We start from the raw sequence: 25,918 nt of genomic DNA, 5'->3' as shown, positions 1-25,918 counted from the left end.
ATCGGTCTCATCGTTCCACGCGCCATGTCAACGCGACGAGGAATACCCCGACTCCCGAGCAGAGGAGAAAGAGAAACGCGCTGGTAAAGGACCCGTGCGAATGCCCAACGAGCAACCCGATTGTCGCGGGTGCAACGGCGGCCGCGACTTGTCCGCCGAAATTGATGACGCCAGCGGCTGTGCCGACCATTTCATCGGGCAGATGCTTGAGCGGGATAGCGTAGATGGTGCCGTACACCATGGTGTAGCCGACCATGCTCAGCGTCCAGAAAATGAGAAGCACGGTGAGCGAATCGCTCATTGTCATCAAGCCTAGAAATAGCACGATGCAGAAACCGCCAGTCGCCATGAACACGCGTTCCCGACCATGCCCGACCTTATCCAGCAGCCAGCCCACGACGTTCAGTGAAATAAATGCCACGACATACGGGATAGCCGAAGCAACGCCGACATGGATGATATCGATATGCTTCGTCTTCACCAGGAACGTCGGCATCCAGGACATCAGCCCAATCAGCACGATGTTGCTGAAGAAAAAGATCATCGTCGTTTTACGCATGATCGACATGCGTGCCAGCGAGCGAAACTTGGGCGCGCTCTTTTCGCCGGGTTTTGCGGCCGAGCGAGGCCGTACGTCTTTGATCGCATACCAGAGAATCAGCGCCATCACCAGGCCAATCAGTCCGAGCACGTGGTAGGCAAAGCGCCATCCATGGGCGTTGATCAGGGCCGCGATGGAACCCGTCCCCGCGGCTCCGCCGATGAAGATCGCACCAATGACCAGGGACTTCGCCCGCGCTCTCTCCTGCTTTGGAAATACCTCGGCGATCGTCACCGTGCTTGCCGGGGAAAATCCACCCTCGCCAAGTCCGAAGAGAAAGCGGATGACGAGCAACACAGCAAGGGAACTTGCCATACCGGTCAAACCCGTGAAAATCGACCATGTCGCCACGCAGCCAATCAGCACCCCTTTCGATCCGAATCTATCCGAGAGCCACCCCGCCACCAGTTGCACCAAGGCGTAGCTGACATAGAACGCACTGAGCACATACCCCGCCGATTTCGAATCCAGACCGAACTCCTTTGAGATCGGAATGATCGAGATAGTCATCGCAATGCGGTCCGCGTTCGCCAATATCCACGAGAAAAGCAGGCTCGCGAGAATGAAGAGCTTGCGCGCGGGTGAGTACCCGGTTCTCATTGATCCGTGGCCGGACTCAATCTCGCCGGTCGAGGGGATTGAGGCTGTCGGAAATACACGAGTATTTTTCATGTCAGTGTCGAAGAGTCGTAAGAAACAGCGCCGGTCTGGCCGTGAGCGTGTGGGTGATGAACCCACTGCTTTCAGCGGGCTTTGTCGTCCGAATCTCGAGGGCCTGAATGGGCACTTGTGGTGCACAATTTAAAACGGTTGAACGATGACTTGACCGGGCGTCAGATTCGTCCGCCCTGCCCGCTCGGACATCGCCTCAATATCAACTCCTTCGTGTCTGGCTAAGCCGTCAACAAGGCGCAATAGCGCTCCACGTCGACGTTGCCGCCACTGACAAGTACGCCGACACGCTTACCTTGCAACGTCGAGCGCATATCGCGCGCTGCGGCGAAACCAAGGCAGCCAGTCGGCTCGACCACCATCTTCATGCGAGTTGCAAATAAGCGCATGCACGCGATCAATTGCGCATCCGTTGCCGTGTGTATGCTTTCGACGTAGTGCCGGATAATCTCGAACGTGTACGCCCCCAGGTGCTGAGTCTGAGCGCCATCGGCAATGGTTTTCGGGGTTTCGATATGCACAATGGAACCGGCAGCGAGCGATTGCTGCCCGTCGTTGCCCGCCTCTGGTTCAACACCGTAGACTTTGCAATTCGGGGCTAGGGCAGCCGCAGAGAGCGCAGAGCCTGCAAGCAAACCGCCACCGCCAAGAGGTACGAACAAGGCGTCGAGATCGCCCACCTCCTCGAACAACTCCATTGCCGCGGTTCCTTGACCGGCGATCACGTCCGGGTGATCGTACGGTGGGATCAGCGTCAGCCCATGTTCTTCGGCGAGCGCCCGGCCAATTGCTTCCCGGTCTTCCGTGTATCTGTCGTACAAGATCACCTTGCCGCCATAACCTTTAGTCGCGGCAAGCTTGGCGGCCGGAGCATCGTGCGGCATGACGATCGTAGCGGGGATGCCCAGCACGAAACTCGATAGCGCGATGGCTTGCGCATGGTTGCCGGATGAATAGGCGACCACCCCGTTCCGCCGTTGGCGCTCGTCCAGTTTCGACAGCGCGCTAAAGGCGCCTCGGAACTTGAAGGCACCGGCACGCTGAAGACATTCGCACTTGAAGAAAACCTTCGCGCCTATTTCTTCGTCCACGATGCGCGAGGTCACAACTGCGGTCCTGTGCACCTGTCCCTTGATGCGCTCGGCGGCCGCAGCGACGTCTGTATAAGTTGGAATCTGAAGCATAGTATTCCTATTCATTCGCTTTATAGCTTGACAACACACTTGGGGCGGGGACCGTGCAAACCACAGTGGACGTTTACCCACGAACCAACAGACACGAACAGCTCGCACCGGTTGGCTGTCAACCGAGAAGGCTACTGCTCCATCCACGCTTCAACATTTAGACAGATTATCTATTCTTATTTTTTTCGTCAATCTGTCAATAAACTTTCTTGGACGATTACTTCGGTCGAGCCGTCGACTAAGGCAACGCAATGGAAAACTCGAACCGCTGCGTCATGCCATCGCTTTCTGGCTGCGTTTATCAAATGCATTCATCCCCGAAAGGGACCTTCCTTCGGGGTGCAGCCGACCGGTCGCTGTGCTCGAACCGCAACTCTTCGATGACGCGTGGTGCGAAGAAGTCAGTGCCGACTGAGCACACGGACTGAACGCGGCACCTTCCATGCCCCGTTCAGTACCGGTCCTTTCCGTCTACCACCCGCTGAATCGTTGCCAGCGCGCGAGCACGTCGCGCGAACCAGGGCGTACGACCTGATATGCGTCATGTTGTGCGCCGGTTGCGCACGCGTGATTCGGCAATATCCGCACCTGAGTGCCGACCGGCAGATCGGGCAGATCGGCCCCGCTGCCCGGCCGTAGTGCAAGAATTCCCTGCTCCTGGTTGGCCTCGACCATGATCAGATCCGGATATATCTGCGAATCGACATCGCAAACAATGCCGTACCCCTGGTCGATGCGCTGCCGGGCAGTACCCCGATCGCGCGACATTGCCATCCAGCCCGCGTCGACGAGTATCCAGCCCTTGTCGCGCTGATGACCGATAACGGTCGCAAGCACGCTGAGCGCGAGGTCGTCGGTAGCGCACACGCCGAGGCCGGCCATGACGAGATCGAAGAACACGAATACGCCTGCGCGCACTTCCGTCACGCCGGTCAGGTCGCGTGCAAAGTGTGCTGTCGGCGTCGAGCCGACGCTGACGACCGGAGCCGGCAGCCCCGCAGCACGCAATGTCTGCGCACACGTCACCGCCGCCGCGCGTTCGCGTTCAGCCATCGCCGCTATTTCGTCGAGGCTTTTGCAACTGTAGGACTCGCCCGCATGCGTGAGGACGCCGCGCAGCTGAGCACCGCCTTCGTTCAACACACGGCCGATCGCGACGAGATCGTCAGGACGTTGCGGCGCGACGCCGGCGCGGTGGCCATCACTGTCTATTTCGATTAGCGTCGGAATCTTGTCGCCGGTCTCGCGCGCCTTTGCCGCCACCGCCCGCGCGGCCTCGACGTTATCCACGACGATCGACAGGTCGACCCCGCGGCGCCTGAGCGCGGCGACGCGATCGAGCTTGTTCGGCGCGATGCCGACCGCGTACAGAATGTCGCGCACGCCCGCATCGGCGAACTGTTCGGCCTCCTTGAGCGTCGAGACTGCCGCGGGGCCCGCTGCGCTGCCCATCGTGCGTAGTGCGACCTCGATCGATTTTGGCGTCTTCAGATGCGGCCGAAGCTGCACGCCCAATGCGCCGAGGTGCGTGCGCAGCCGCTCAATGTTGCGCGTCATCCGTGCTTCATCCAGCAACAGACAGGGTGTGTCCAGTTCATCCAGCGACTGGCGGCCGGCGCTTTCATTGCCCAATTCACTCATCGCGCGTCACTCCGGGGCTGAACGGCACGGACTGTCGGGCTCCAATTTGCAATGTCGTCCAGGGGTACGACGGGCCTCGGCAATTTCTTGAAGGCGAAGCGCGCGAGAATGGGCGAAGTCAGGCCCGGCGCGTCGACGCTGACGATTTGTTCATCAGGAAAGAATTCGTCGAATGCAGCCCTGAAATGGCCACGCGACTTCAACGCCACAACGCGCGCGCTGGCGATATCAATACCAAACATTTCGAAGAACATCGGCTCGTGGCACTGGTGCCGTTTGCTGATGACGATGACCGTTACGCCTCCGATTTGCAGCGCAACCGACGGTCCAAGGTCAAAGCTGCAGCCGGCCAACTGTCCCCGCCGGCCGACACCTTTGCCGGCATGCAGCTGCAACACGCGCGCCGGCACGTTGAACGACTCCGAATAGACGGTGGTTTCGGTGCGGTTGAAGCGCGCCTGGAACGTTTCGCCGGTGCCGACCACATAGGCGTCCGCCACGAGATCCGGATCTGTGATGACACCGAGGATCGCACCGTGTACGTCCTGTTCGTAGAGTGCCTTCAGAATGAACGGCGTGTTGCCGCGGCCGCCGCCGCCAGGATTGTCGGCGACGTCGGCAAGTAGCACCGGGGCGCGCGATGCATCGTCGCCGGTTGCTTTCGCGAGGTGCACCGCGTCGTCGAGGGGCGTCAGCCGCGGCGTAAACGCGGCACGCTCTTGCCACGCGTATGACGCAAGGTCGTGCGCGATCTGGGCCGCGAGCTGCGCATCGCCTCGCGTGGTGACAAGTACCGTTAGCCCATTCTTCGGCGTATCAGCAAATGCGAATCCGCCTGCAATCGAGACGTTCACGATGCGCGGATCATCGAGCGCTTCAGCGCGGCGGATCATTTCTGCATATGGCCCTGTGCCGGGCGCTGTCAGCAACTGCGTCGGCGGTGAACAGACGGGCATTCGCACATGCGCAACGGACGTGCGCATACCGTCCAGGAGTTCGATCATGATTCGTGCCGCGTCGGCACCTCGCTCGGCCATATCCGTGTGAGGATTGCGACGGTACGATACAAGCGCATCGACCGCGTCGACCATTCGGTCCGAAATGTTTGCATGCAGGTCGACGGTGGCAACGATCGGCACCGCTGGCCCAACGATGCTGCGTACGAGCGTGAAAACCACGCCGTCGGGATCGTCTTCTTCTGTCGTGATGGCTGCGCCGTGCTCACAGATGTAGACGGCGTCAAGCGGCAACGCCGCTCGCAACCGCTGCTCGAATTCACGCAGCGTATCGGCGAAGAATGCGTGCTCGACAGGTCCGCCAGATTCCGCGTTGGCAAACAGGATCGGGACCGGCGTCCATGTCCGGGTCGCATCCATTGTTCGGACGAACGCCGGGATTTCCGGCGTCATCACGGGTGCCGCGCTTTTCGCATCAACCAGAAGCGCGGCGTCTTGCAGATACGCACGCGATACGAAATCGGCGCGCGTGGAAACCGGCGCAAACCGGTTCGACTCGATCGCGAAGCCAAGAATGGCAATACGCGGGCTTTTCATTAAACACTCCTTATCGGCCGGCGTCGTCGGCCGGCATCGGACGCTGACATTCTCGGCGGGTCATTGAAGGTAAGTTACCATCGACAGCATGGCGGCGTAGTGTGGGTGTACACGAACACTGGCACTTGAGTTCGCGCGCGGTGAAAAGAGTATTGGTCACCAAATAGTTCTGCGGGTTAACATCACCTTATTGCTTCGTTAACCTGCAATTTAATGATCTCGACTGAAGACCTGCATTTTTTCATCACGGTCATGACGTCCGCCTCGCTCGCGGACGCCGCGCGCAAGCTCGACGTGACGCCGCCCGCTGTGACACAACGACTGCGTTCTCTGGAAAAGCGGTTGGGAATGCGGTTGATCGACCGTTCGGGGCGGCACATGGTGCTGACTGACGAGGGTGAACTGCTGGCGGTCCACGCGCGCAGGATCTGCGATGACATCGGCAATCTATCGGACACGCTGGCGTCGCGACGTGGCACGGTCGCGGGACATCTTCGGGTGATTGCACCGCTTGGCTTCGGGCAGCGCTATGTCGCCCCCGCCGTCGCGCAATTCCGCTGCCTCTATCCGGAAGTGACCGCAAGCTTGATGCTGTCCGATCGACCCGCGCAAATTTCGGACGACATGTGGGACCTGATGGTCCATATCGGCGAGCTACGCGATTCGACGCTGGTCAGCCGGCGGCTTGTACCGAACCGGCGCATCCTGTGCGCGGCACCGCGCTATCTCGCGCAGCGCGGCGAACCACGGCACCCGGACGATCTGCGTCTGCACGACTGCATTGCGCTACGCGAGAACGACGAAGATGTGACGATGTGGCGCTTTATGCCGAAGCACCACGGCACACCGGCGAATGTCAGGATCGAGCCGTTCCTGACGAGCAACGACGGCGGCACCGTGCGCGATTGGGCACTTGCCGGCCTCGGGATCATTGCGCGTTCCGAGTGGGACGTCGCCGAACATGTCCGTGCGGGTCGACTCGTCCCACTGCTCGACGGGTGGCAATTGCCGGATGCCGATATCGTCGCGCTGATTAGCTCGCGACATGGACGCTCATTGCGCGCTGCGCGCTTTCTTGACCATCTGCACTCGTCGTTATCGCAACTGCGTTAGCTACTGTTCATCGCCGCCGAATCGGCCGGCGTCCGCCGAGCGCCACATGTGGCGCTGTGACAGGCTGACCCACCCGACTACCAAGGCCAGGCTAGCGAGGTTCCCACGCCGCTTTCACGGGCACGTTCACACAGCATGCGCGCCACGGTCAGGTCCTGAAGTGCCAGGCCTGTCATGTCGAACACTGTAATGTCGTCTTCGCGGCGGTTCACCTGTGCCTTTCCTGTCAGTAGATCACCCAGTTCCGTGCACGGGTTGTCGGCTGCCCATTGCGTTTCACCGATCTGGCGCGCCTGGACTTGATCATCGACGAATAGACGAACCCGCCCTAACAGGCCCTCGGGAAGCTCACGTTTTCCTTTGGTGTCGGCGCCTACACAATTAAGGTGCGTGCCCGGTTGAACCGAGTGCAAATCGAACAGCGCGCCGGCGCCTGGGGTAGCCGTGATTACGATATCGCTTTCACTAACAGCAAGATCACCGTCATTCGCGTGCGAGATGTCGCAGCGCTCCGCGAAATGCGCTTCGAACGCGGGGTCACGGTGGCCAGTCGCAGTCAGGTAGCGAACACGAACAAGCGATGGCATGAGTTGCAGAGCAAAGGTCAGTTGCACGCGCGCTTGCACGCCCGAACCGAAGACACACACTCGAGTACTGTCCGCGCGTGCAAGGTGCAGGAGGCCAAGCCCGCCAGCCGCACCCGTGCGCATGGTGGTCACCGCATTGCCGTCGATGATGCACAGAGGTCGACCGGTAGCTGGATCGATCAACATGATGGTTGCCTGGTGAGGCTCACCATTCAGTCCACGATTGGTGGGCCAGAACCCCGCCGCCTTGAAACCCAGCAGCCCTTGCACCTGAACATCGCCTGATTTGATACCGAATATGCCGCCGGTTACCAACGGTTCCCTGACCACGGGAAACACACGGCCCTCGCGCTGGCTATGCAGAACAAACGCCTCGCGCACCGCTTGCATCACATCATCGGGCAACAGCAATGACTCGACTTGATTCTTGTCGAGGAGCAACAATTGAGCGTCACTTGGCATCGTTGTACACCGTCGCTCGTGATACGCCCAAATGTAGCGCAACGACCTCCATAGACCGACGCACATCCATGCTGCCCGACTCCCGGAGCTCCCGCATCAAAAGCCGCCTTTCCTCTGTCTTCAATGCTCTGGGTGTCGTCGCCAGCCGCGCGGCAAATTGGTCTATCCGCATTCTTATTCCTTCCGCCCCAGGAGGGTCGAGCTTTTCATTCGTACCGGCAGAATCGTCCGTGCGCGCGAACTGCCCCAGTACGTTCTGCAAAGCACCAAAAAGCGTGAGATCGATATTGATGCACAAAGCGGCAACGTACTGCCCCTTCGAGTCCTTGATTCCGATTGACGTGCTTTTTGCCTGTCGACCGTCGGCAAAACGATTTGAGTAATTGGCGATCACTTGCGGGTACTTCGCATCACCGATGCGCGCCAATCCAAGTTCCGTGGCAGGATCGCCTACTTCGCGACCCGACAAATTGTTGTGAATCGCCGCGATGGCGTGCTCGGCGTCCAGTAGGTCATGCACAACTACTTCGCAAAACGGCGCAAACGTCTCGCCCAAGCCGAGCGCGACTTGCTTCAGTTGTGCGACCAGCACTTGCTGTTCTTTCGTTTGATTTGACATTTACACAATATATCCAACATTAGACACGTCGTCAACACGCGACCTTGACGGTCGGCGAGTCCTCCGGCCGGCTCTCGCGCCGGTCGTAGATCCACGCGGTCGCGCTGGTCGCGTGGCACCGTCATGCTTCGCAAGTCGTACTCCCGTATAAACGGATGCCTTATGACGGGTTGCCGGAAAACGCGCTATGACGAGCGATGACAAGATCTACAAACTCCATCACCGATTCCGGAATTGCTCGTCCCTGCCGAGCGATGATGCCCGATGTTGTTTGCGCCAACCGCTCATGCTGCAAGGGAATCAACTTGAATATGGATTCCCAACCACTGGATTTAATTGCAAATTCAGGCAAGATGGTTATCGCCAGCCTCTTTTTAACCAGCGATTTCAATATTTCGTAAGAGTTACTTTCAATCACCGGCTGCAACTTAACCCCGACCGCATCCTCGACTACTTTTATGCTCTGTCGGATACGATGTTGAGATGGCAGAAGGCCAATCGCAAATTGCTGAAGTTCGTCCAAGCTCACCGATTCGGCTTCCGACAAGGCATGTCCTAGTGGAAGAACAACCAGGAGCGGCGCCGGAGCGGAATGAACAACCTTGATAAGGTGATGCTGCGGTGGATTCATGGTTATTCCAATATCCACCACTTCATCAATTACCATCCTTAATACCGCGTCACCGTTGCCTATGTCGATACCGTACGTCATTTGAGGATGACATTCTAAAAATTCCGGTATTACAACATCGGCCAGGTCTGAAACATATCCATTTCCTGATGCCACTTTTACATGTCCGAATTGCAAGCCGTTCGAAGTGCGGATGGCATCCTTTACCGCAGCGTCTTGCAACATGAGCTGACGAATATGCTCACGCAATATGGTTCCCGCGGCGGTTAGCACAATTTGTCGGCCCTGGTGCTCTATCAGGGCCTGTCCAAACTCGCTTTCTAGCAGTCTGACCTGGCGGCTAAGCGCTGAAGCGGAAATGTGGACACGTTCCGCGGCTCGCCGAATTGAACCTTCCAGAGCGACCGCGTAAAAATATCGATAAGCAGAATTCAACATGATTGGCGTAATCAGCTAGCCTGGGTTTCGCGATTGTGAGGGGGCGCCTTGGCGCGTATGGCACGTCCCGAGACTCGCGCGATGCATTCGATTGGGCACGAAACAGCTCTGCATGCATAGCTTTCCAGAGCGCGGCCAAGGTCAGACGCAACGATAGCACCAATGGAGCAAGAACCTGCCGAGACTATCTCCTGACGCAGTAAGGAGGAGGATTGCGGTCCTCCGAGCATCGCGGTACGCGGTTCCTTGTTCAACCTCAGGTGCTCGGCCCGAGAAACCAGCCACAGGCGCCGCATCCAGTCATTGATCGACGCGATAGCGCTCAAAAATTAGAACAGTCGCATCCAATAATTCGCCTTGACCCGATCTTTTTGTAAAAACATATTGGCGCTTCCTGTCATTTTTATCCGAACGCCGCTATGCAGACATCGCAATTTGATTCAGCCTTGAAATTGTTGAAAGATATGGTGTCAATCGATTCAAGAAGTTTTGTTTCAAACATTCAAATTGCGAATTTAATTGCAAACGAACTAGCGGGTTGGGAATTGGAATTCATAGATTATTTCGACAATCGCGAGGTAAAAAAGACAAATATCATCGCCTATAATCCGGCCAGCACCCCCACCGTTGCATTTGCCGGTCATCTGGACACCGTTCCAGATACTGGTTGGACTCGAAATCCTTTTGAACTCGTTATGGAAGGTGGACGTATCTACGGTTTGGGCACAACTGACATGAAAGGTCCCATTGCGGCCTTCATCACCGCGGCGAAGAGCCTTGATCCCGTGGCACAGCCTATTCTGGTGTTTACCGCCGACGAGGAAGCAGGCAAGCAAGGCGTCCGTGAAGTCGTGGCACGAAGTGAAATACTCAATCGACTAAGGCCACCGAAGTGCTTTGTCGTAGCAGAGCCGACCGATCTCGGGCTGGTGCGCGGTCATCGCGTGGATATCCAATTCATAGCGCACGCAAAAGGAATCCAGGCGCACTCGTCGACGGGGAAAGGCAAGAACGCAAATATCTCTCTTGTCCCGTTCTTGAGCGATCTGAGAGAACTGCATTTACGTCTTCGTCAGGATGTCACGCTGCATGACAAGCAGTATGAGCCTCCATTTTGCGATTTGAATTTCGTGATCGATAACTACGGTGCATTTCCCAATACGACGGTCGGCTTGGCTACCTGCCTCGTTAAATTTCGATACTCGAAATCTTTCGATCCGGAATTTGTAATGAAGGAAATTCGCGATTCGGCAAACGCGCATGGCGTCGAGTTGACGATCAAGATGGAGGCGCCGCCTCCCGAGCTTGCTGAAGGGCATTACCTTGTGAAGGCCGCCGAACGGATCCTGGGGTGTTGTGCATCCGTCTCCGGGCTGGGCACCGAGGCTTCGGAGTATTCCAAGCTTGCGCCCTGCCTGATTTATGGGCCCGGCCATATCTCATGTGCTCACATGCCGACAGAATACATCGACGAAGAACAATTTTATAGCTCGATCGAAACGTTTAGAAATCTCGCACTCAATCTGGTTTAATTTGCAGTGCGCCATTAATTTCTAATCTGCTTGTCCCAGGCGGGTCTTCCCCACGGAAATAAAAAATATCCATCCATTTCCGTGGACAATAGTTGCTCCGTCGAGCGGCGTTGAGCGCATTCAAGCACGTGCAGACTCTCATTCGCAAAGGTCCGCTATTGACAAGAAAATATTGACGAAAAACAATCCGTTAAATGTATCGAATTATTTTCGGTGTATTCAAAGCTTATCTTTATTCTTGGCGGCTTCGCGGCGCCGGATTCAAATCTGCCGCGTCAATTGGCGCGGCACATGGGCTTTCTCCCAATGAGCTCCATCCGATTTCTCAAGACGTTTATTGCGATCGCGCAGTACGGCTCGTTTGCTGCCGCGGCTGAACACGTGTCAGTCACCCAGGCAGCTGTCGGCATGCAAATGCGATCCCTCGAGCAGCAGCTCAACATCCCGCTGTTCGACCGTCAGGGGCGTACTGCCGCACTTAGCCGCAATGCGCTGGCTCTGCTGCCGCGCATCGAACAGATCGTCGCCCTTTACGATGGTCTGAGCGACGCCTGGGAGGAAGACGAGATGCTGGTCGGATCGGTGACGCTCGGTTCGGTGGTTTCGGCGATGGGAGCGCTCGCCACGCAGATTACCGAATTGAAGACGGCTCACCCGCGCCTGGACCTGCGTCTGGTGACTGGCAAATCGTTGGAGTTGCGCGCGCGTCTCAATGCGCGCGAGATCAACGCGGCCGTTATCGTGCGGTTGCAGGAAAGCCTGCCAAAGCCGTTCGATTGGCGCACCTTGTATGAGGAACCGCTTGTGTTGGTAGCTCACCGCGAAACACGTACAGCCCGGGCGGGCAGTGCGGCCGGGCTGTTACGCGACCGTCCGTTCCTGTCCTTCGATCGCAGCCAGCGCACAGGCATGTTGATAGAGCTTGCGGTGCAGCGCCAGGGCATTGCCGTCAACGAACTCGTGGAGTTGGATTCGCTCGAGACCATCATCGAACTAGTGCGCCAGGATATCGGCGTAGCCATCGTGCCACTGCTGCGCAATGCGACGTGGCAAAACGATCCCCTGCTGCGCATCATTGCGCTGCCAGTCCCGAGCACCCCGCGCGAGGTGGGCATCCTCGCGCGCACCGACGTGATGCGCCCCTATCTCATGCAGGCGCTCCGCGAGCGCCTGACCATGCCCGCGGCAAGAAGCACTGCCGTCGGCGCCGTGGACGCCTTTGACACATAGCCGACACGGTGCCCTCCTTAACAGGACGGCGGGCCGTGCCGTACAGGTGGCATTAGAACACCGTTCGTAATCCTATTCGCACCAGAGACTGGCTAGCGGACGTGGACGCCGTTTGCTGGTTCATGGCCGCGACCGCGGCCTTACCGCGAGAGTCGGTGCCCGATGCGTGCTGATAGACGCCGACCAGGTACACCGAAGTGCGCTTTGAGAAATAATATGCGGCACTCGCCGCCACCTGGTTGTAGATAGCGCCAGGGTTTGAATCGATGCCGTTGCCTTTCAGGTAGTCGTACGCCATCCCGACCCTGATCGCGCGCTCTATGTCGTATTGAACGCTGACCTCGGCATCGTTGAACACGGCAGTACCGGAATAGTGGGACGGATTCGGCCCCGAGGTCGTATCCCCAACCCCTTTGAACGCGATATTCGAATACGTGCCGGCGATTGTCGCTTTACCGAAGCGATAGCTGGCACCCGCCGCAATGTCCTGATACGTATGCGCCGACAGGAAGCCACTGAAGGCCGGCGAGGTCGCGTTTGTCGTCGCGGCGGTCAACGTGGTTTGCGAGCTCGTTCCGAAGAAGCTGATATTGGGGTTGCGGGCGTTCACGTAGCCGGCCCCTGCCGCAAACGCCCCGTACACGTAGTGCATGCCGGCTGATATAACCTGGTTGCGCGACGCGTCGCCGCTGACTCCGCCAAGCCCATACAGTGCACCGAAACGGAAGCCGCCGATCGTCGGCGTCACGTACTTGACGGCGTTATTGATCCGGTACGTATTGTGCAGATTGTCAATGTCGCCCGAATGCGCGGATGAGCTGCCGCCACCTAGCGCGGCAAAGGCGAAGCGTCCCACCTCGTCCACCACGAGGTCGTACTGCCGCCCGAGCGTCACGGTACCTGCGGTGCGCGACGACAAACCAACATACGCCTGGCGGCCGAACAGCAAGCCCCCCTGCGATGCCTTGCCGGTTGTGTTGTCAAAGCCGTTTTCGAGGTCGAACACGGTCTTGAGACCATCACCGAGGTCTTCGGTACCGCGAAAGCCGAAGCGGCTGCCGCTGTTGTAACCGCTACTCATTGCGTACTGGTGCTGTCCCCCAGCGTTCGAGACATAGTTGATGCCGGTGTCGATGATGCCGTACAACGTTACACTGCTTTGGGCATGCGCGAGCCCCGGTACTGCCGAGACCACCCCCGCGGCCGAAATGGCGGCCATCCACATCTTCTTTTTCATTATGTTTCTCCGGTTGAGATTTTCCTGTATTGCGCTTGCTAATGCCGATATGCAAATAAATAGTCCTAAATTATTCGAATGGACGAGCCTATCCCTGCGCAATGTATGGGTACATTGCGCCTGCGGACGACACAGTAGACTCTGGCCGCTCTTGTCGAACCCCGCCCTTATTGCGGCGCTAAAGCGCTCGTCTTATGATGCTGCGCCAGTACGGTTCGGTCAGCGCTCGCCGGCGCCCCGCAGAGGGGCGCGCACCTTCTTGACCGGATGCTTTTCCGCTCGCGCCTGATCTCAGGTTCTAGCGCATGGGCAGTTACGATTTGAGCGTCATGCCACGCAGACGAATCAACCCATCTGGATAGGCGACAAACCCTCCGACCTTGTTGCTTAAGGCGAACGGCAAAGGCGGGAAATAGAGGTAAGTGATCGGCTGTTCCCTGGCGATGAGCTGGAACACCTGGTCATATAGCGACTTGCGTTCCGCCGGGCCCGAAGCGCTGCGCGCCTGCACTAACAGGGAGTCGACCTGCGGGTCGCAGAAGTGGCCATAGTTCATGGCACCTTTGCACGACACGAACGGCAGCAGATTGCCGTCAGGGTCGATGCGTCCCGACCACGGCCGCAAGATCACCTGGAACTTGCCACCGATCGCGGCCGCTTGAGCCGCTGAAAAATCGGCGGGAATCAGTTTCAGGCGTATGTTGGCTTCGGCCGCCATCGCCTGAATCACTTGCGCAAGTTGCATGGCCGAGGTGTTATTGCCCAGTAACAGCTGGATATCGACACCGTTCGGGTAGCCGGCCGCAGTCAACAGAGCGCGTGCTCGCGCGACATCGCGTGGCGGAATTGTCAGCGCCTTGTCGTAATAGGGGTTTGTCGGCGGAATAGCCTGCACAGCCGGTGCGAACATGCCGGCACCGACTACCTGGTTGATCACGCCGCGGTCCAGAGAAAGGCTGAGCGCCTCGCGCACGCGGGCATCGCGCCATGGGCCGACTGCCGACGGTCCATTATTAAGGTTGTAGGTCATGCCCATGAAGCCGAGACCGTTCGACATGACGAAGCGCAGGCTCGCATCGCGCTTCACGGAATCGACGTCGGATGTGCCGATACGTTCGGCGATATCGATCGAACCCGAGCGCAGGTCGGCAAGCCGTACTGTTCCGTCCGGAACCGGCATGTAGATCACCTGCTGGATCGGATACGCCGCGGCATCCCAGTAGGTAGGCGACTTGTTGAGTACGATGCGGTAGTTCTGTACTCGTTGAGAAAACTGATAAGGGCCGACACAAATCGGGTGTCGTGAGATCTCGTCGTCGTTGGACAGGATTTTCGGCGCGAGCATCATTCCCGCCCGATCCGACAGCATACTTAGCAGCGCAGCGTCCGGATGGTTCAGAGAGAGCTGAACCGTAGACTCGTCAATCACGCTCACGTGGTCTACCGATGCCAGTTCCAATTTGCGGGCACTGACAGGGGACGTCAATTCGCGGTCGAAATTGGACTTCACTGCGGCGGCGTTAAATGGCTCTCCGTCCTGGAATGAAACATTCTTGCGCAACTTCAGCGTAACGGTTTTTCCGTCAGAACTGACCGTCCAGGAAGTGGCCAGCTTAGGCGTCAACTTCAGGTCCGGCGTGATGGAAATCAGCGAATCGCACATCGATGCAAATACCATCCGGTCCACCATTTGCAGACTGCGGTGCGGGTCGATCGTGCCGATATCGTCCTCGAGCCCGATGCGCAGGGTTTGCGCCATCGCTGTACCAGCTCCCAGCATTAAGATTCCTGCAACTGCTACCTTCCGCATGATCCTATCCTCTATTCGCTCTACATTGATTGACGAGCTGCCGTCCAGCCTGATACCTCGGGACCATGCATGCGTGACCGATCAGGTGGGATTCCTGATCGATCTGGCATGATCAAATCCGCATTTCAATATCCCACCGCGCGGCCATCGCGCCGACCATCGGTTGCCACCACGTACCCATGATCCGGATTGTTCGAGAGCCGCGAGATGAATTGGCCCGAGCCGAAATCCACGCGCTGGTCTCCGTGCGGCTTCAACGTGTGCCCCATCTCCTGCAGATCCCTCAACACGCCGGGATTGACCGCACTTTCGACGTCGAGCGTGAAATCTCGATTGAGCTTCCAGCGTGGTGCGTCGCACGCAGCCTGCGGCTGTTGCCCGTAGTCGAGCATCCGTACGAGGGTTTGCACGTGGGCCTGCGGCTGCACCTCTGCACCCACCACGCCGAAGCTCATCACTGGATTGCCGTCGCGCATCAGGAAACCGGGCATGATGGTATGGAACGGCCGCTTGCTCGCCCGCACCACGTTGACCGACTTGGGATCCATTGAGAAGCCCGCGCCGCGGTTCTGGAAACTGATGCCGGTGCCGGGGACCACCACGCCGGAACCGAAACCGCGGTAGTTCGACTGAATCAGCGAGACCATCATGCCGCGTTCGTCCGCGGTACTGATTTGCGTCGTGCCACCTGGCTTCGGCAGGCCGGGCGCCGGAGAGCCCGCACGGTGCGGGTCGATTAACGCGGCACGCGCATCGAGATACGCGTCGTCAAGCATTTCGGCCGGCGAGACCGTCATACAGCGCGGGTCTCCGACAAGCTCGTACACGTCGGAAAACGCGAGCTTCATTGCTTCTATCTGCAAGTGCTGTGACTGTGCCGAATCGACAGGCCATGCTCGCAAGTCGAAGCGCTCGAGAATGCCCAGCGCGATCAGCGCTGCAATGCCCTGGCCGTTGGGCGGTAGTTCATGCACCGTATAGCCGCGGTAATCGCGGCTGATGGTATCGACCCATTCGGCTCGATGCTCGCGCAAATCGGTCAGATCAAGAGCGCCCCCAGTCTCGCGAGCGAAGGCCACCATGCGTTCGGCCAGTTCCCCTTCGTAGAACACTGCCGCACCTTCACGGCCGAGCAACCGCAACGTATAGGCATGGTCGGGCGACTGGAATTTCTCGCCCATATGCGGCGCGCGCCCGTGCGGCATGAAGGTTTGCGCGAAGCCGGGTTGCTGTTCCAGCACGGGTGCCAACTCAGTCCATTTGCGCGCGACGGCTGGCGCAATCAAATGCCCGCGCTCGGCGATCACGGCAGCGGGTTCGAGGATATCGGCAAGCGGCAGAGTGCCGAAGCGTCGATGCATTTCCGCCCACGCGGATACGACGCCAGGCACGGTGACGGAATCCCACCCGCGCATGGGTTGCTGAGCGAGTCCCTTGGCGTCAGTGCCGTAGCGGGCTCGGAAAAAATCGAGCGACCACGCGCGCGGAGCCACGCCTGTCGCGTTCAGTCCATGCAATGCGTGTCCGTCCCACACTATCGCGTAGGCATCTCCACCAAAACCGCACGATACGGGTTCCACGACTGTCAGCATCGCGGCAGTGGCTAGCGCCGCGTCGACTGCGTTACCGCCGGCGAGCAGCATCTGCAATCCGGCCTGTGCTGCGAGCGGGTGCGACGTCGCTACGGCGTTGCGCGCGAAGAACGGCTTGGCAGTGGACGGGTAGGGATTGCTCCAGTCAAATTGCATCGAGGTTCACTTGATGATGAATTGGCAACGCAGTATGAAACGCCATTTTTTCCTCAATGACCAAAATTTATTTCTATGGGGATAAAGGTTTTCTTTACGGAACCAGGACGGTGCCGCAGCAATAGCGTGGATGGTGGATCACACTGATATCTGCGTTGGATACCGCATCGCAGAGGGCCGCCGCATGAGCCTGCCGTCATCTTCCGCCGCAAATTGGCGGGCGGGGCGGCGGTAACTCAACGCGGCTTCGACCAGCAGCTTTCTGGCGTAGCTGTTACCGGTCTTGGTGACGCTGCGCTGCCGGCGCTTGCGTCCCGACGACTGCTCCAATCGCCACACGCCGACCCAGGCCATCAGCTGGTGCGCTTGATGGCGTCATGCCGGTCGGGTTTCACGCGTTCGCCGGCTTATGAGGGATTAGTAAAGGACTAATGGGTGGCGGCCAACCCGCTCCTGGCAACGACCAGCGACAGCACGAACCAGGTTCGCATATCGCAAGCCTGGTTCAGTGGCGACCATCCGGTGAACCGGTAGAAAATGCGGCTGAGCTCTCTTGGCAGACTCCCTGTCACACGCTGATCCGATAAAAATCGGCGGCCGTATCGTGGAACAGGCTTGCCTTCTCTGCATCTGAAGCGCCGCTCGTTATGCGCTTGAACGCGTTCCACAGCACCCCGTATGCGAAATTGCCCTTGTCGACCGGGAAATTGCTTTCGAACATGCATCGGCTCGTTCCAAACAATTCGATGCATGTTTCCACGTAAGGCCGAATCGCCTCGGCGACAACGTCGGATCCCGGCGGCCGAGCTTTTTCATGGAAGTCGAACCCGAACAGAGTCATGCCAAATCCCCCAAGCTTGATCGATACGTTGGGAAAACTGGCGAGCGTTTTCATCGCCTTGCGCCAGTGATCAAAAACTTCACTGCGCCGTCCCCGATAAGGTCCAATTCCAAGCGGTCCTCCGACGTGATTCAAAACGATCCGTGTTTGCGCAAAGGCTTGCGCCAGGGAACACAGTTCATCGATTTGCGTATGGATCACCCAGGCGTCGAAGCTCAAGCCACGCGGCGCCAGTTGACCGAAGCCTTCTCTGAAGCGCGGATCCATCAGCAGATGCGGCGGCGGTGTTGCCGCCGACGCCCGAACGGATGGGTCGGCATGCCAGACGCCGATATTCCTGATCCCCCTCACCCGTCCACCCGACACGGATATCAGTTCGTCGAGCACCGGACCCACTCTCGCGCCCAGGGACAGGTCGGCGAAGGCTACTATGGCCGCGCCGACTTTCGTTCGCGCACCACGCTCTTCGGCCGCACGGATCTCTCGCAGCACGAACTCTATTTCGCCCACGGACGAAGATTCGACCGGCCCCTCCGTTCTATACCCCGTTTTACACTCGATGAACACGGTCGCGCGAACGTTTTGCCCTGAGCCGATGTCGTCGAGCAAGTCCGCGTTCAAGTAGCTCTTCTCGGGAAAATGCCACAGATGATGATGCGCATCGATGATCGGCCGCTCAGGCTCGAGCGCCGCTTCCGAATGCAACGCCAGCCAGTCGGGCCGTATCGTTATGTGCGGAGGTTGGGTGTTCGCGAGTTGATGCCCGCCGTTCTCCAGACTCATTTCAGCTCCCTGCGTGTTGCGATGACATGGCGCCGCTGGTCGTGGATGCAGCGCCCGCACCGATGGCGCGATGCGTGAGACACCATGACGACAGCGCGCCGGCTATGAATAAAGCGCCTGCCGTGGCGATGGCGGCGGCGAAATGTCCTGTCGCCTGGACGATGTATCCCGTCACGATGGGCGCGAGAAAGCCGAATACGTTTCCACCGATCAGCAAGAGGCCCACGGCGCGTCCGAGGTCTCCGCGGGACTGCAGCAGATCGCCCAGCAGGGCGATGTTCAAGGCAACGGCCGACGATGCGCTGGCGAGCGCGATCGTGATCAGGCCGAGAACGATCCAGACATTTGAAACCACTGGCACGAATACGATCACCGCTCCCGCGACCATCACCGCGCCAACGAGCCTTCTGCGCTGTCCGCTCTCCACGGCCTTTTCAGTGAGCATGCGATCGCTCAGGATTCCCAGCGCCATCGCAAGCACGATCGATCCCAGATACGGCATCGCCATTGCTGTTCCGCTGCCGAGCAGCGTCATGCCGCGTTCAGTCTGCAAGTAGTTCGGCAGCCAGGTGAGAAACAGATATTGGGCATAGACGTTGCATCCTTGCGTGAGCATCAGTCCCAGCATGGTTCGCGAACGCACCAGTCGGCGCAGCCCGATTGGCGCCGTATCGGCGCGCGCCTGCACCGTCGTTTCACGCTCACGTTCAATCGTCTGCCGTTCGTGGACGCTCAACCATCCCGTGTTTTCGGGCTGTCGAAAGAAGATCAGCCATACCGCCACCCAGATGAAGCCGACCGCGCCGCAAATCGCGAACGACCAGCGCCATCCCGAGACGGACACGAGCCACGACAGCACGAACGCGCCCACCGCCGGACCGAAATAAGCTCCCGAATTGAAGATGGTCATCGCCGTGGCGCGTTCACGGGCTGGCGCCCATTCGCGAACGATCCGGGCCGCCGACGGATAACAACTGGATTCGCCGACGCCCATCACCATTCTCGCGGCGAGCACGGAGCCCACGCTGCCGGCGGCTCCCGTGAGCATGGTCGCGAGAGACCAGACCGTCATGCTTATCGCAATGACGTAGCGGGAGCCGAAGCGGTCGATCAGAAGGCCCACCGGCAGCAGGAATAGCGTGTAACCCCACAAGAACGATGAGAACAGATACCCCAACTGGACCTTGCTGATCGATAGATCAGCCGACATTTGTCCGGCGCCTACGGAAAGCGCAACCCGGTCCAGGTAATTGATCATCGCCAGCACGAACAACATCAGGTACACCCAGTACCGGGCCTTCCAACTCATGTCTCCTCCAATGTGATTGGCTTTCCCTGGCAGAACGATCGGTCGGCGAACGTGCTTTCGACATCTGGATAGCCAAATAATCGCTTAGTTTTACTATGTATTAACAATAGATGATACCGACTCTGGCCTACTCGATGGCAATGCATCACAGTCCGGTTAAAACGTCCCCTCACAATGCGTGAAGAGAGCCGGCAATCGCCGGGAATGAATGCGAACAATGGATGACGCGTGATCGGATTAGATCCCGTTACAGAGACCTTGCAGCGCGACTCGCCAACCCGATCGATCGAAAGCAATCCGAATGATTCAGGCCAAATTGTAAGCGCTTACTCGACTATAAGTCGATGGCCGCCTCTCTGTCAATGCGGTCATCGTATAAATAAGCCCAAAAGTATTCCCTGCTGCCTGATCGCAGGCCGGTCGCTTCTATTGCGTTGAACAGGCCACGATGACCAGCCTCCCCGAAACTGTTTCCTGGCCTATAGCGACGTCCCAGACTCACTAATGGTAGGCTCGAACCCGACCATCACTATGCCGAGCCGAAGCAATATGAACAAACAGTGGACCATAACCGACATTCCGCCTCAGATCGGCAAGCGGGTTCTCATCACTGGTGCGAACAGCGGCATTGGCTACCATGCCGCATTGACGCTGGCGCGCAAAGGCGCGCAAGTCATACTTGCGTGCCGCGATAAACAACGCGGGGAAGAGGCCTTAGCCCGTCTGAACGCCGCGACACCGGACGCTCGTGCCGAACTCGCGATTCTCGATCTCGCATCCCTCGAGTCCGTACACCAGTTCGCGCAAAGGGAGCTAACCGGGCAACGCCCCATTCACATTCTGGTCAACAACGCTGGCGTCATGGCGCCGCCAAAACGGCTAGAGACTTCCGACGGCTTCGAGCTGCAGTTTGGCACCAACGTACTCGGCCATTTCGCGTTGACTGCGCTCCTTATGCCTGCTCTCAAACTCGCTGCGACTGGTTCGCCTGACCGGCCGCGCATCGTCACGATCGCATCCATCGCGCACAAGCATGGCCAGATCAATTTAGACGACCTCCAATCCAGGAGAACGTATTCGCCAATGCAGTCCTATCGGCAGTCGAAGCTCGCGAATCTGATGTTTGCGTTCGAGCTCGACCGGCGTTTGCGCGCGGCGAATTCGCCCATCATGTCGGTTGCCGCTCACCCTGGCGTCGCCAACACCAATCTATTTCGGGGCGGTAATCGCTCCGCGATTTCAGGCGCTGCTCGCGAGCTTCTTAGCCATTTCATCGGCGCCGTGCTGAACACCGATTACGCAGGTGCCCTGCCGACCCTTTACGCCGCTACTTCGCGTGACGTCAGCGACGGTGGCTACTATGGTCCACAAGGCTTTCTGGAGGCACGCGGAAGCAGGATTGGCGAGGCGAGCGTCGCCAGACAGGCAACGGACGCTTCGACTGCCGGCCGCTTATGGCAAGTGTGCGAAGAGCTTACTCGGGTAGCCTTGCGCCCGTAGTGCGGCCCGGCCAGATCGGGTGCCGTCGGCGTGTACCAGCCGACCCAGCCGACGAAACGCGCTGCGATTATTTCGCCGCCATCGTTTGGCGAATGTATTTCGGCACCACGAATGCTGAGTAATCCGGCTGGGCCTTTAAAAAGCTGCCCGCATGGTGTTTTGTTATCGGATCGGGTCCTGCGTGAGACGGGCTCAAGCGCGAATGGCCATCGCCCGCGCAACGGACACCATGATTTGCGACGCCATCGCGGCTTGCTGGGCGGTCACGTCCAGATGCGTGGTGACGCGAATGAAGTTGCCTCCGATTGCACGCACACGTACGCCTTCGGACCGGCAGAGTTCGGCGAATTTTTCGGCGTTGATGGCTTCCGGGTCGAAGGAAAAGCGCAGGATGTTTGAACCCGGTTGCGCCGGGTCGAAGCGGAACAGATCGCAGGCCGACAGCGTGCGCCAGATCGATTGCGCGTGCGCATGGTCGGCCACAAGTTGCTCGATGTGGTGCTCCAATGCATAAAGCCCCGCGGCTGCGAGCACGCCGGATTGCCGCATTGCTCCTCCCAGACGATATTTCCACTGCCAGGCATCACGCACAAAGTCGGCGCTGCCACACAAGACAGCTCCCACGGGACAGCCGAGCCCTTTGCTGAGGTCGATCCAGGCACTATCCCAACCGGCGGCGTAGTCCGCAGCGGCGATACCCGTGGCCGCGGTCGCGTTCAGCAGTCGGGCGCCGTCGAGATGACATTTCAGTCCGTTTGAGGCGGCAGCATCGCGCACCGCCTGCAGTTGCTCCAAGGGCCAGACAGCGCCGCCAGAAAAGTTCGTCGTCTGCTCGGCGCTGAGCAGGGTCGAGCGGGGTGCCGTCCGGGTACGCGGTCGGATCGCGTTGACGACCTGCTGTGCGTCGAAGATGCCATGCGGCGACGGCAACGCACAAATCGACACGCCGGCGAGCGCGGCCGCACCCGCCGCTTCGGTCCCATAGATGTGCGATTGATGATCACAAATCAGTTCGTCACCTGGCCGGGTGTGGGTAAGAATGGCCACCAGATTGCACATGGTGCCCGACGGCATGAACACGCCGGCCTCTTTGCCCAGCAGGTCCGCTACCTTTTCGCACAGTTGCAGTGTGGTCGGGTCGTCGTCGGATTGCTCGTCGCCGACCACTGCCTGCGCCATAGCCGCACGCATGCCGGCCGTGGGTCGGGTCTGGGTATCACTATAAAGATCAATGCAATGAGGTTTCAATTGAGTCAGTTCAGTTCGTAGCCGCGTAGCGGAGGGACACGTTCGGTACCGGCTGGCCGCGCGGGCGGCAAGCGCTCATGCCAGTCAGTCGCCTGGCTGGCGTCGCTAATGCGCGGCGCCAGCGCCTCCTCATCAGTGCGACAGCCAATGCACGCCGGACGGTGCCGGGGGACGGAGAGTCAGGGTATCGGCTGGTGTTGCGTCAGAATCCAACCGGATATCCGTCCTTGCGATGATCGGACGCGGCCACGTACGCGCCGTTGTCAAGACGCTGTGCTGCCTGCGCGCAGCCAAACTCGACATCAAAGCGCGGCGAGACGGAGACCGGATGCCCACGTGAGGCCAGTCCCTCGATCGTAGACTGCGGCATGTTCCATTCGACGGCAACGCCGTGGTTGTCGTCGAGCACCCGAAAGCGTGGCGCGTCGCTCGCTGCCTGCGGATTCAGTCCCTGGTCGACAATGCGGGTGACCATCTGCATATGGCCTTGGGCCTGCATCGATCCGCCCATCAGTCCAAAGCTCATTAGAGGCTGGCCACTGCGCGTCAGGAAGCCGGGGATGATGGTGTGAAATGGGCGCTTGCGAGGCGCCACTTCGTTCGGATGGCCCGGACGCAAATTGAAACCCCAGCCCCGATTTTGCAAGGCGATGCCGGTATCCGGCACGACGATACCCGACCCGAATCCCTTGAAGTTCGACTGAATGAACGAAACCATCATGCCGTTACTGTCCGCTGCGGTGAGGAAGACCGTACCGCCGCTATCTGGTTTGCCGGCGAGAGCCGGCGCTGCGCGATCGACGTCGATCAGCTTGGCGCGTTTTGCCAGATAGGCGGGGTTGAGCAGATCAGTGGTAGTGACTTCCGTCATGCCTTCTGCGTCGCCAAGATATTCGTGCAGGTCAGCAAACGCGAGCTTCATCGCTTCGATCTTTAGATGCATCGCTAGCGCGGAGTCAGGATCCATACTCTTCAAATCGAAATGTTCAAGCATGCCTAGCGCCATCAGCGCCGCGATGCCTTGACCATTCGGTCCGATCTCATGCAGTTCAACGTCTCTATAGCGGATGCTGATGGGCTCGACCCAATCCGCCTGGTGCGCGGCCAGGTCAGCTTCGGTAAGCGCGCCGCCCGTGCTACGCGCGTACTGAGCAATCGCGCTGGCGAGTTCGCCGTGGTAAAAATCGTCGCCCTTGGTTCGCGCGATTCGCTCGAGCGTATTGGCCTGCCCAGGGCAAATGAAGCGCTCTCCCTGAGCCGGCGCACGGCCTGCGGGAGCAAATGCAGCGCGGAAGCCCGGCTGGTCGATCAGTTCCGGGATCTGTTTTTTCCATTGGCGATGTACCGTGTGCGAAACGAAAAAACCCTCTCGCGCATAGCGTAGCGCCGGCTCGAACAGGACTTCGAACGGAAGGCTGCCAAAGCGCTCCCACGCGGCACGCCACGCTGAGACAGTACCCGGCACGGTCACCGAGTCCCAGCCCCGTTTCGGCATCTCCTTGTATTTCGAGAAATACTCGCGGGTCCATGCGGCCGGCGCGCGGCCCGACGCGTTCAAGCCGTGAAGCTTTTTTCCATCCCAGATGAGGGCAAACGCATCGCCGCCGATGCCGTTATTGCACGGCTCAACCACCGTGAGGGCGATTGCCGTCGCCAGCGCCGCATCGACTGCATTGCCGCCGCGTACCAGCATCTGCAAGCCGGCCGATGCGGCAAGCGGCTGGGACGTGGCGACGACGTTTCCGGCGAGCAGCGGAAAACGCTGTGAGGTGTACGGGAAGGCCCAAAAAGCGCTTTGATCCGCTTGCATATTCTCTCGAGACAGGTAGCTAGTGTGCCGTGCCGGTCAGGTCGCGATGCAGCACGCAGTATCGTGATCTGATATGTAGATGCATTTTGCATTCAAAAAGCATTATGCGTCAAACCGCTGACGACCCACGCCAGTGGTCATCCATCCGTAAAGCACCTCACCGGTGCGACATGCTGCAATCTCGTGCATATGCGCCCTTGCGCAGAATCTGGCCACGTCCTGGGAGAGGCGACGCGTTGCCTGGCGCGCAACCCGTTTCGTCCCTACGTCGTACTGCCCTCACACCATTCCGTCCCAATTCGGCGTCCGACGGGTTGCGCGCGGCCATAGATGTGCGCGCCTAGGGTCGACCCGCGAGTGTCGCTTTAACACCATGACTATCCGAGAGTCCGTGATGATCTTTCGTCGTTCTATTTTTGCTTTGGTTGTAGCGTTGGTCGGCGCTGCTGTCGCAGTCGCAAGCCTGGGCTGCGGGAACATTGCGCATCGCGATGACGGCTGCCGATATCCCGACCACGACCGGTATGCCCAATAACGGCTGGGAGGACATGCGCTTCCTCGGCTATCCGGTCTTTGAAGGGCTGATCCTGTGGGACCTGTCGCATACGGATAGGCTTGCCAGCTTGCGTCCTGGCCTGGCCACAAGCTGGGAACAGTCACCGGACAAGAAGACCTGGATCTTCCATCTGCGGCACGGCGTGAAGTTTCAGGACGGGACCGACTTCAATGCCGATGCGGTGATCTGGAATCTGGACCGCTACTTCAAGAGCAACAGCCCGCAGTTCGAGGCGGGAGGCGCCGGTATCACGCGCTCGCGCGTGCCGCTGCTGGCCAGCTACAGGAAAATCGACGACAGCACGGTCGCGCTCACCACGACCACGCCGGCCTCGTATTTCCCTTCGATGGTGGTCTACATTCTGTTCACCTCGCCGGCCTCGTTCGAGAAGGCGGGACATGACTGGGGCCGTGTCGCCACGCTGCCGGCCGCCGGCACGGGGCCGTTTCGCATCGCCCGGGTGGTGCCGCACCAATCCGTCACGCTGGCCCGCTGGGACGGCTACTGGGATGCGGCGCACAAGGCGAAGCTCGATTCCGTGCTGCTGCTACCGGTGCCGGAGGCCAATACCCGGCTGGCGGCGCTGCGCTCGGGTCAGGTGGACTGGATCGAGGTGCCGCCACCGGCTTCCTACCGCGCAGCGAATGAACGCCTGGTGGACGACCCGCCCTGGCAGTACATCGTGCACGATCTGAACCCGCGCGCGTTCAGCAAAAGGGTGCACGGCTTCGTCCCCGCGCAGTCCTGGTTCACCGATCTGACTCTGGTTAATATGCAATAAGACCGAAGTGCGGCGCTCCGCGCTGCCCATAC

The 25,918-nt window shown here is 59.2% G+C and carries 19 protein-coding genes and 1 pseudogene; 5 read left to right on the top strand and 15 right to left on the bottom strand.

Going from position 1 to position 25,918, the window contains the following annotated elements; all coding sequences use genetic code 11:
• Positions 1–7: 7 nt before the first annotated feature.
• The 4 genes from PQR53_RS30585 to PQR53_RS30570 all read right to left on the bottom strand — a co-directional run bounded on the left by PQR53_RS30585 (position 8) and on the right by PQR53_RS30570 (position 5,651).
• Positions 8–1,273: an MFS transporter gene (locus PQR53_RS30585; protein WP_408462568.1), complete on the bottom strand. Its 1,266-nt coding sequence runs from the start codon at positions 1,271–1,273 to the stop codon at positions 8–10.
• 221 nt (positions 1,274–1,494) lie between these two features.
• Complete coding sequence (locus PQR53_RS30580; RefSeq protein ID WP_408462567.1) at positions 1,495–2,457, bottom strand: threo-3-hydroxy-L-aspartate ammonia-lyase; 963 nt, start codon at positions 2,455–2,457, stop codon at positions 1,495–1,497.
• Positions 2,458–2,928: 471 nt separating this feature from the next.
• Entirely contained in the window at positions 2,929–4,098 is a 1,170-nt protein-coding gene (locus PQR53_RS30575; RefSeq protein WP_408462565.1) for a DSD1 family PLP-dependent enzyme, read from the bottom strand.
• On the bottom strand, positions 4,095–5,651 hold the full coding sequence (locus tag PQR53_RS30570; RefSeq protein WP_408462563.1) for a M81 family metallopeptidase: 1,557 nt from the start codon (positions 5,649–5,651) through the stop codon (positions 4,095–4,097). The genes PQR53_RS30575 and PQR53_RS30570 overlap by 4 nt, the downstream gene beginning before the upstream one ends.
• A 213-nt stretch (positions 5,652–5,864) precedes the next feature.
• Here PQR53_RS30570 and PQR53_RS30565 point away from each other — a divergent pair, with 213 nt between their 5' ends.
• A complete protein-coding gene (locus PQR53_RS30565) occupies positions 5,865–6,764 on the top strand; it encodes a LysR family transcriptional regulator (protein ID WP_408462560.1) in 900 nt (299 codons plus the stop codon).
• Between the two features lie 77 nt (positions 6,765–6,841).
• On the opposite strand, the gene PQR53_RS30560 is transcribed toward PQR53_RS30565, so the two are convergent.
• The 3 genes from PQR53_RS30560 to PQR53_RS30550 form a co-directional block, all read right to left on the bottom strand.
• A complete protein-coding gene (locus PQR53_RS30560) occupies positions 6,842–7,813 on the bottom strand; it encodes an ornithine cyclodeaminase family protein (RefSeq protein ID WP_408462557.1) in 972 nt (323 codons plus the stop codon).
• The gene (locus tag PQR53_RS30555) at positions 7,803–8,432 is read right to left on the bottom strand and encodes a helix-turn-helix transcriptional regulator (protein WP_408462554.1); all 630 of its coding nucleotides are present in this window, start codon (positions 8,430–8,432) and stop codon (positions 7,803–7,805) included. The genes PQR53_RS30560 and PQR53_RS30555 overlap by 11 nt, the downstream gene beginning before the upstream one ends.
• 160 nt (positions 8,433–8,592) lie before the next feature.
• Positions 8,593–9,501 carry a LysR family transcriptional regulator gene (locus PQR53_RS30550; protein ID WP_408462551.1) on the bottom strand — a complete coding sequence of 303 codons (909 nt, stop codon included), beginning with the start codon at positions 9,499–9,501 and terminating at the stop codon, positions 8,593–8,595.
• A 419-nt stretch (positions 9,502–9,920) separates the two neighbouring features.
• On the opposite strand from PQR53_RS30550, the gene PQR53_RS30545 reads away from it, so the two are divergent.
• A complete protein-coding gene (locus tag PQR53_RS30545; protein ID WP_408462548.1) occupies positions 9,921–11,033 on the top strand; it encodes a M20/M25/M40 family metallo-hydrolase in 1,113 nt (370 codons plus the stop codon).
• 213 nt (positions 11,034–11,246) lie between these two features.
• Entirely contained in the window at positions 11,247–12,263 is a 1,017-nt protein-coding gene (locus PQR53_RS30540; protein WP_408462545.1) for a LysR substrate-binding domain-containing protein, read from the top strand.
• A 52-nt stretch (positions 12,264–12,315) separates the two neighbouring features.
• On the opposite strand, the gene PQR53_RS30535 is transcribed toward PQR53_RS30540, so the two are convergent.
• The 6 genes and pseudogenes from PQR53_RS30535 to PQR53_RS30510 form a co-directional block, all read right to left on the bottom strand.
• Positions 12,316–13,500: a porin gene (locus PQR53_RS30535; protein ID WP_408462542.1), complete on the bottom strand. Its 1,185-nt coding sequence runs from the start codon at positions 13,498–13,500 to the stop codon at positions 12,316–12,318.
• A gap of 313 nt (positions 13,501–13,813) precedes the next feature.
• A complete protein-coding gene (locus PQR53_RS30530; RefSeq protein WP_408462539.1) occupies positions 13,814–15,310 on the bottom strand; it encodes an ABC transporter substrate-binding protein in 1,497 nt (498 codons plus the stop codon).
• Between the two features lie 125 nt (positions 15,311–15,435).
• Entirely contained in the window at positions 15,436–17,058 is a 1,623-nt protein-coding gene (locus PQR53_RS30525) for a gamma-glutamyltransferase family protein (protein WP_408462536.1), read from the bottom strand.
• Between the two features lie 216 nt (positions 17,059–17,274).
• Positions 17,275–17,418, bottom strand: a pseudogene (locus PQR53_RS30520) (transposase); the annotation flags it as partial.
• A 208-nt stretch (positions 17,419–17,626) separates the two neighbouring features.
• Complete coding sequence (locus tag PQR53_RS30515; RefSeq protein ID WP_408462533.1) at positions 17,627–18,682, bottom strand: amidohydrolase family protein; 1,056 nt, start codon at positions 18,680–18,682, stop codon at positions 17,627–17,629.
• A gap of 1 nt (position 18,683) precedes the next feature.
• Entirely contained in the window at positions 18,684–19,991 is a 1,308-nt protein-coding gene (locus PQR53_RS30510; protein ID WP_408462530.1) for an MFS transporter, read from the bottom strand.
• A gap of 549 nt (positions 19,992–20,540) precedes the next feature.
• On the opposite strand from PQR53_RS30510, the gene PQR53_RS30505 reads away from it, so the two are divergent.
• Positions 20,541–21,491, top strand: a complete 951-nt coding sequence (locus PQR53_RS30505) for an oxidoreductase (RefSeq protein WP_408462527.1) — start codon at positions 20,541–20,543, stop codon at positions 21,489–21,491.
• Between the two features lie 192 nt (positions 21,492–21,683).
• On the opposite strand, the gene PQR53_RS30500 is transcribed toward PQR53_RS30505, so the two are convergent.
• Positions 21,684–22,739, bottom strand: a complete 1,056-nt coding sequence (locus tag PQR53_RS30500; protein ID WP_408462525.1) for a threonine aldolase family protein — start codon at positions 22,737–22,739, stop codon at positions 21,684–21,686.
• Positions 22,740–22,941: 202 nt separating this feature from the next.
• Positions 22,942–24,549, bottom strand: coding sequence for a gamma-glutamyltransferase (ggt, locus tag PQR53_RS30495; RefSeq protein ID WP_408462522.1), 1,608 nt, complete (start codon positions 24,547–24,549; stop codon positions 22,942–22,944).
• Between the two features lie 491 nt (positions 24,550–25,040).
• Between ggt and PQR53_RS30490 the strand changes: the two genes are divergently transcribed.
• The gene (locus PQR53_RS30490) at positions 25,041–25,886 is read left to right on the top strand and encodes an ABC transporter substrate-binding protein (protein ID WP_408462519.1); all 846 of its coding nucleotides are present in this window, start codon (positions 25,041–25,043) and stop codon (positions 25,884–25,886) included.
• Positions 25,887–25,918 lie beyond the last annotated feature (32 nt).

Origin of the sequence: Paraburkholderia fungorum (genome assembly GCF_046027605.1) — a bacterium.
Lineage (GTDB): Bacteria > Pseudomonadota > Gammaproteobacteria > Burkholderiales > Burkholderiaceae > Paraburkholderia > Paraburkholderia fungorum_F.
Note: the sequence above shows the minus strand (reverse complement) of the source record. Positions and strands in the feature narration are given on the sequence as shown.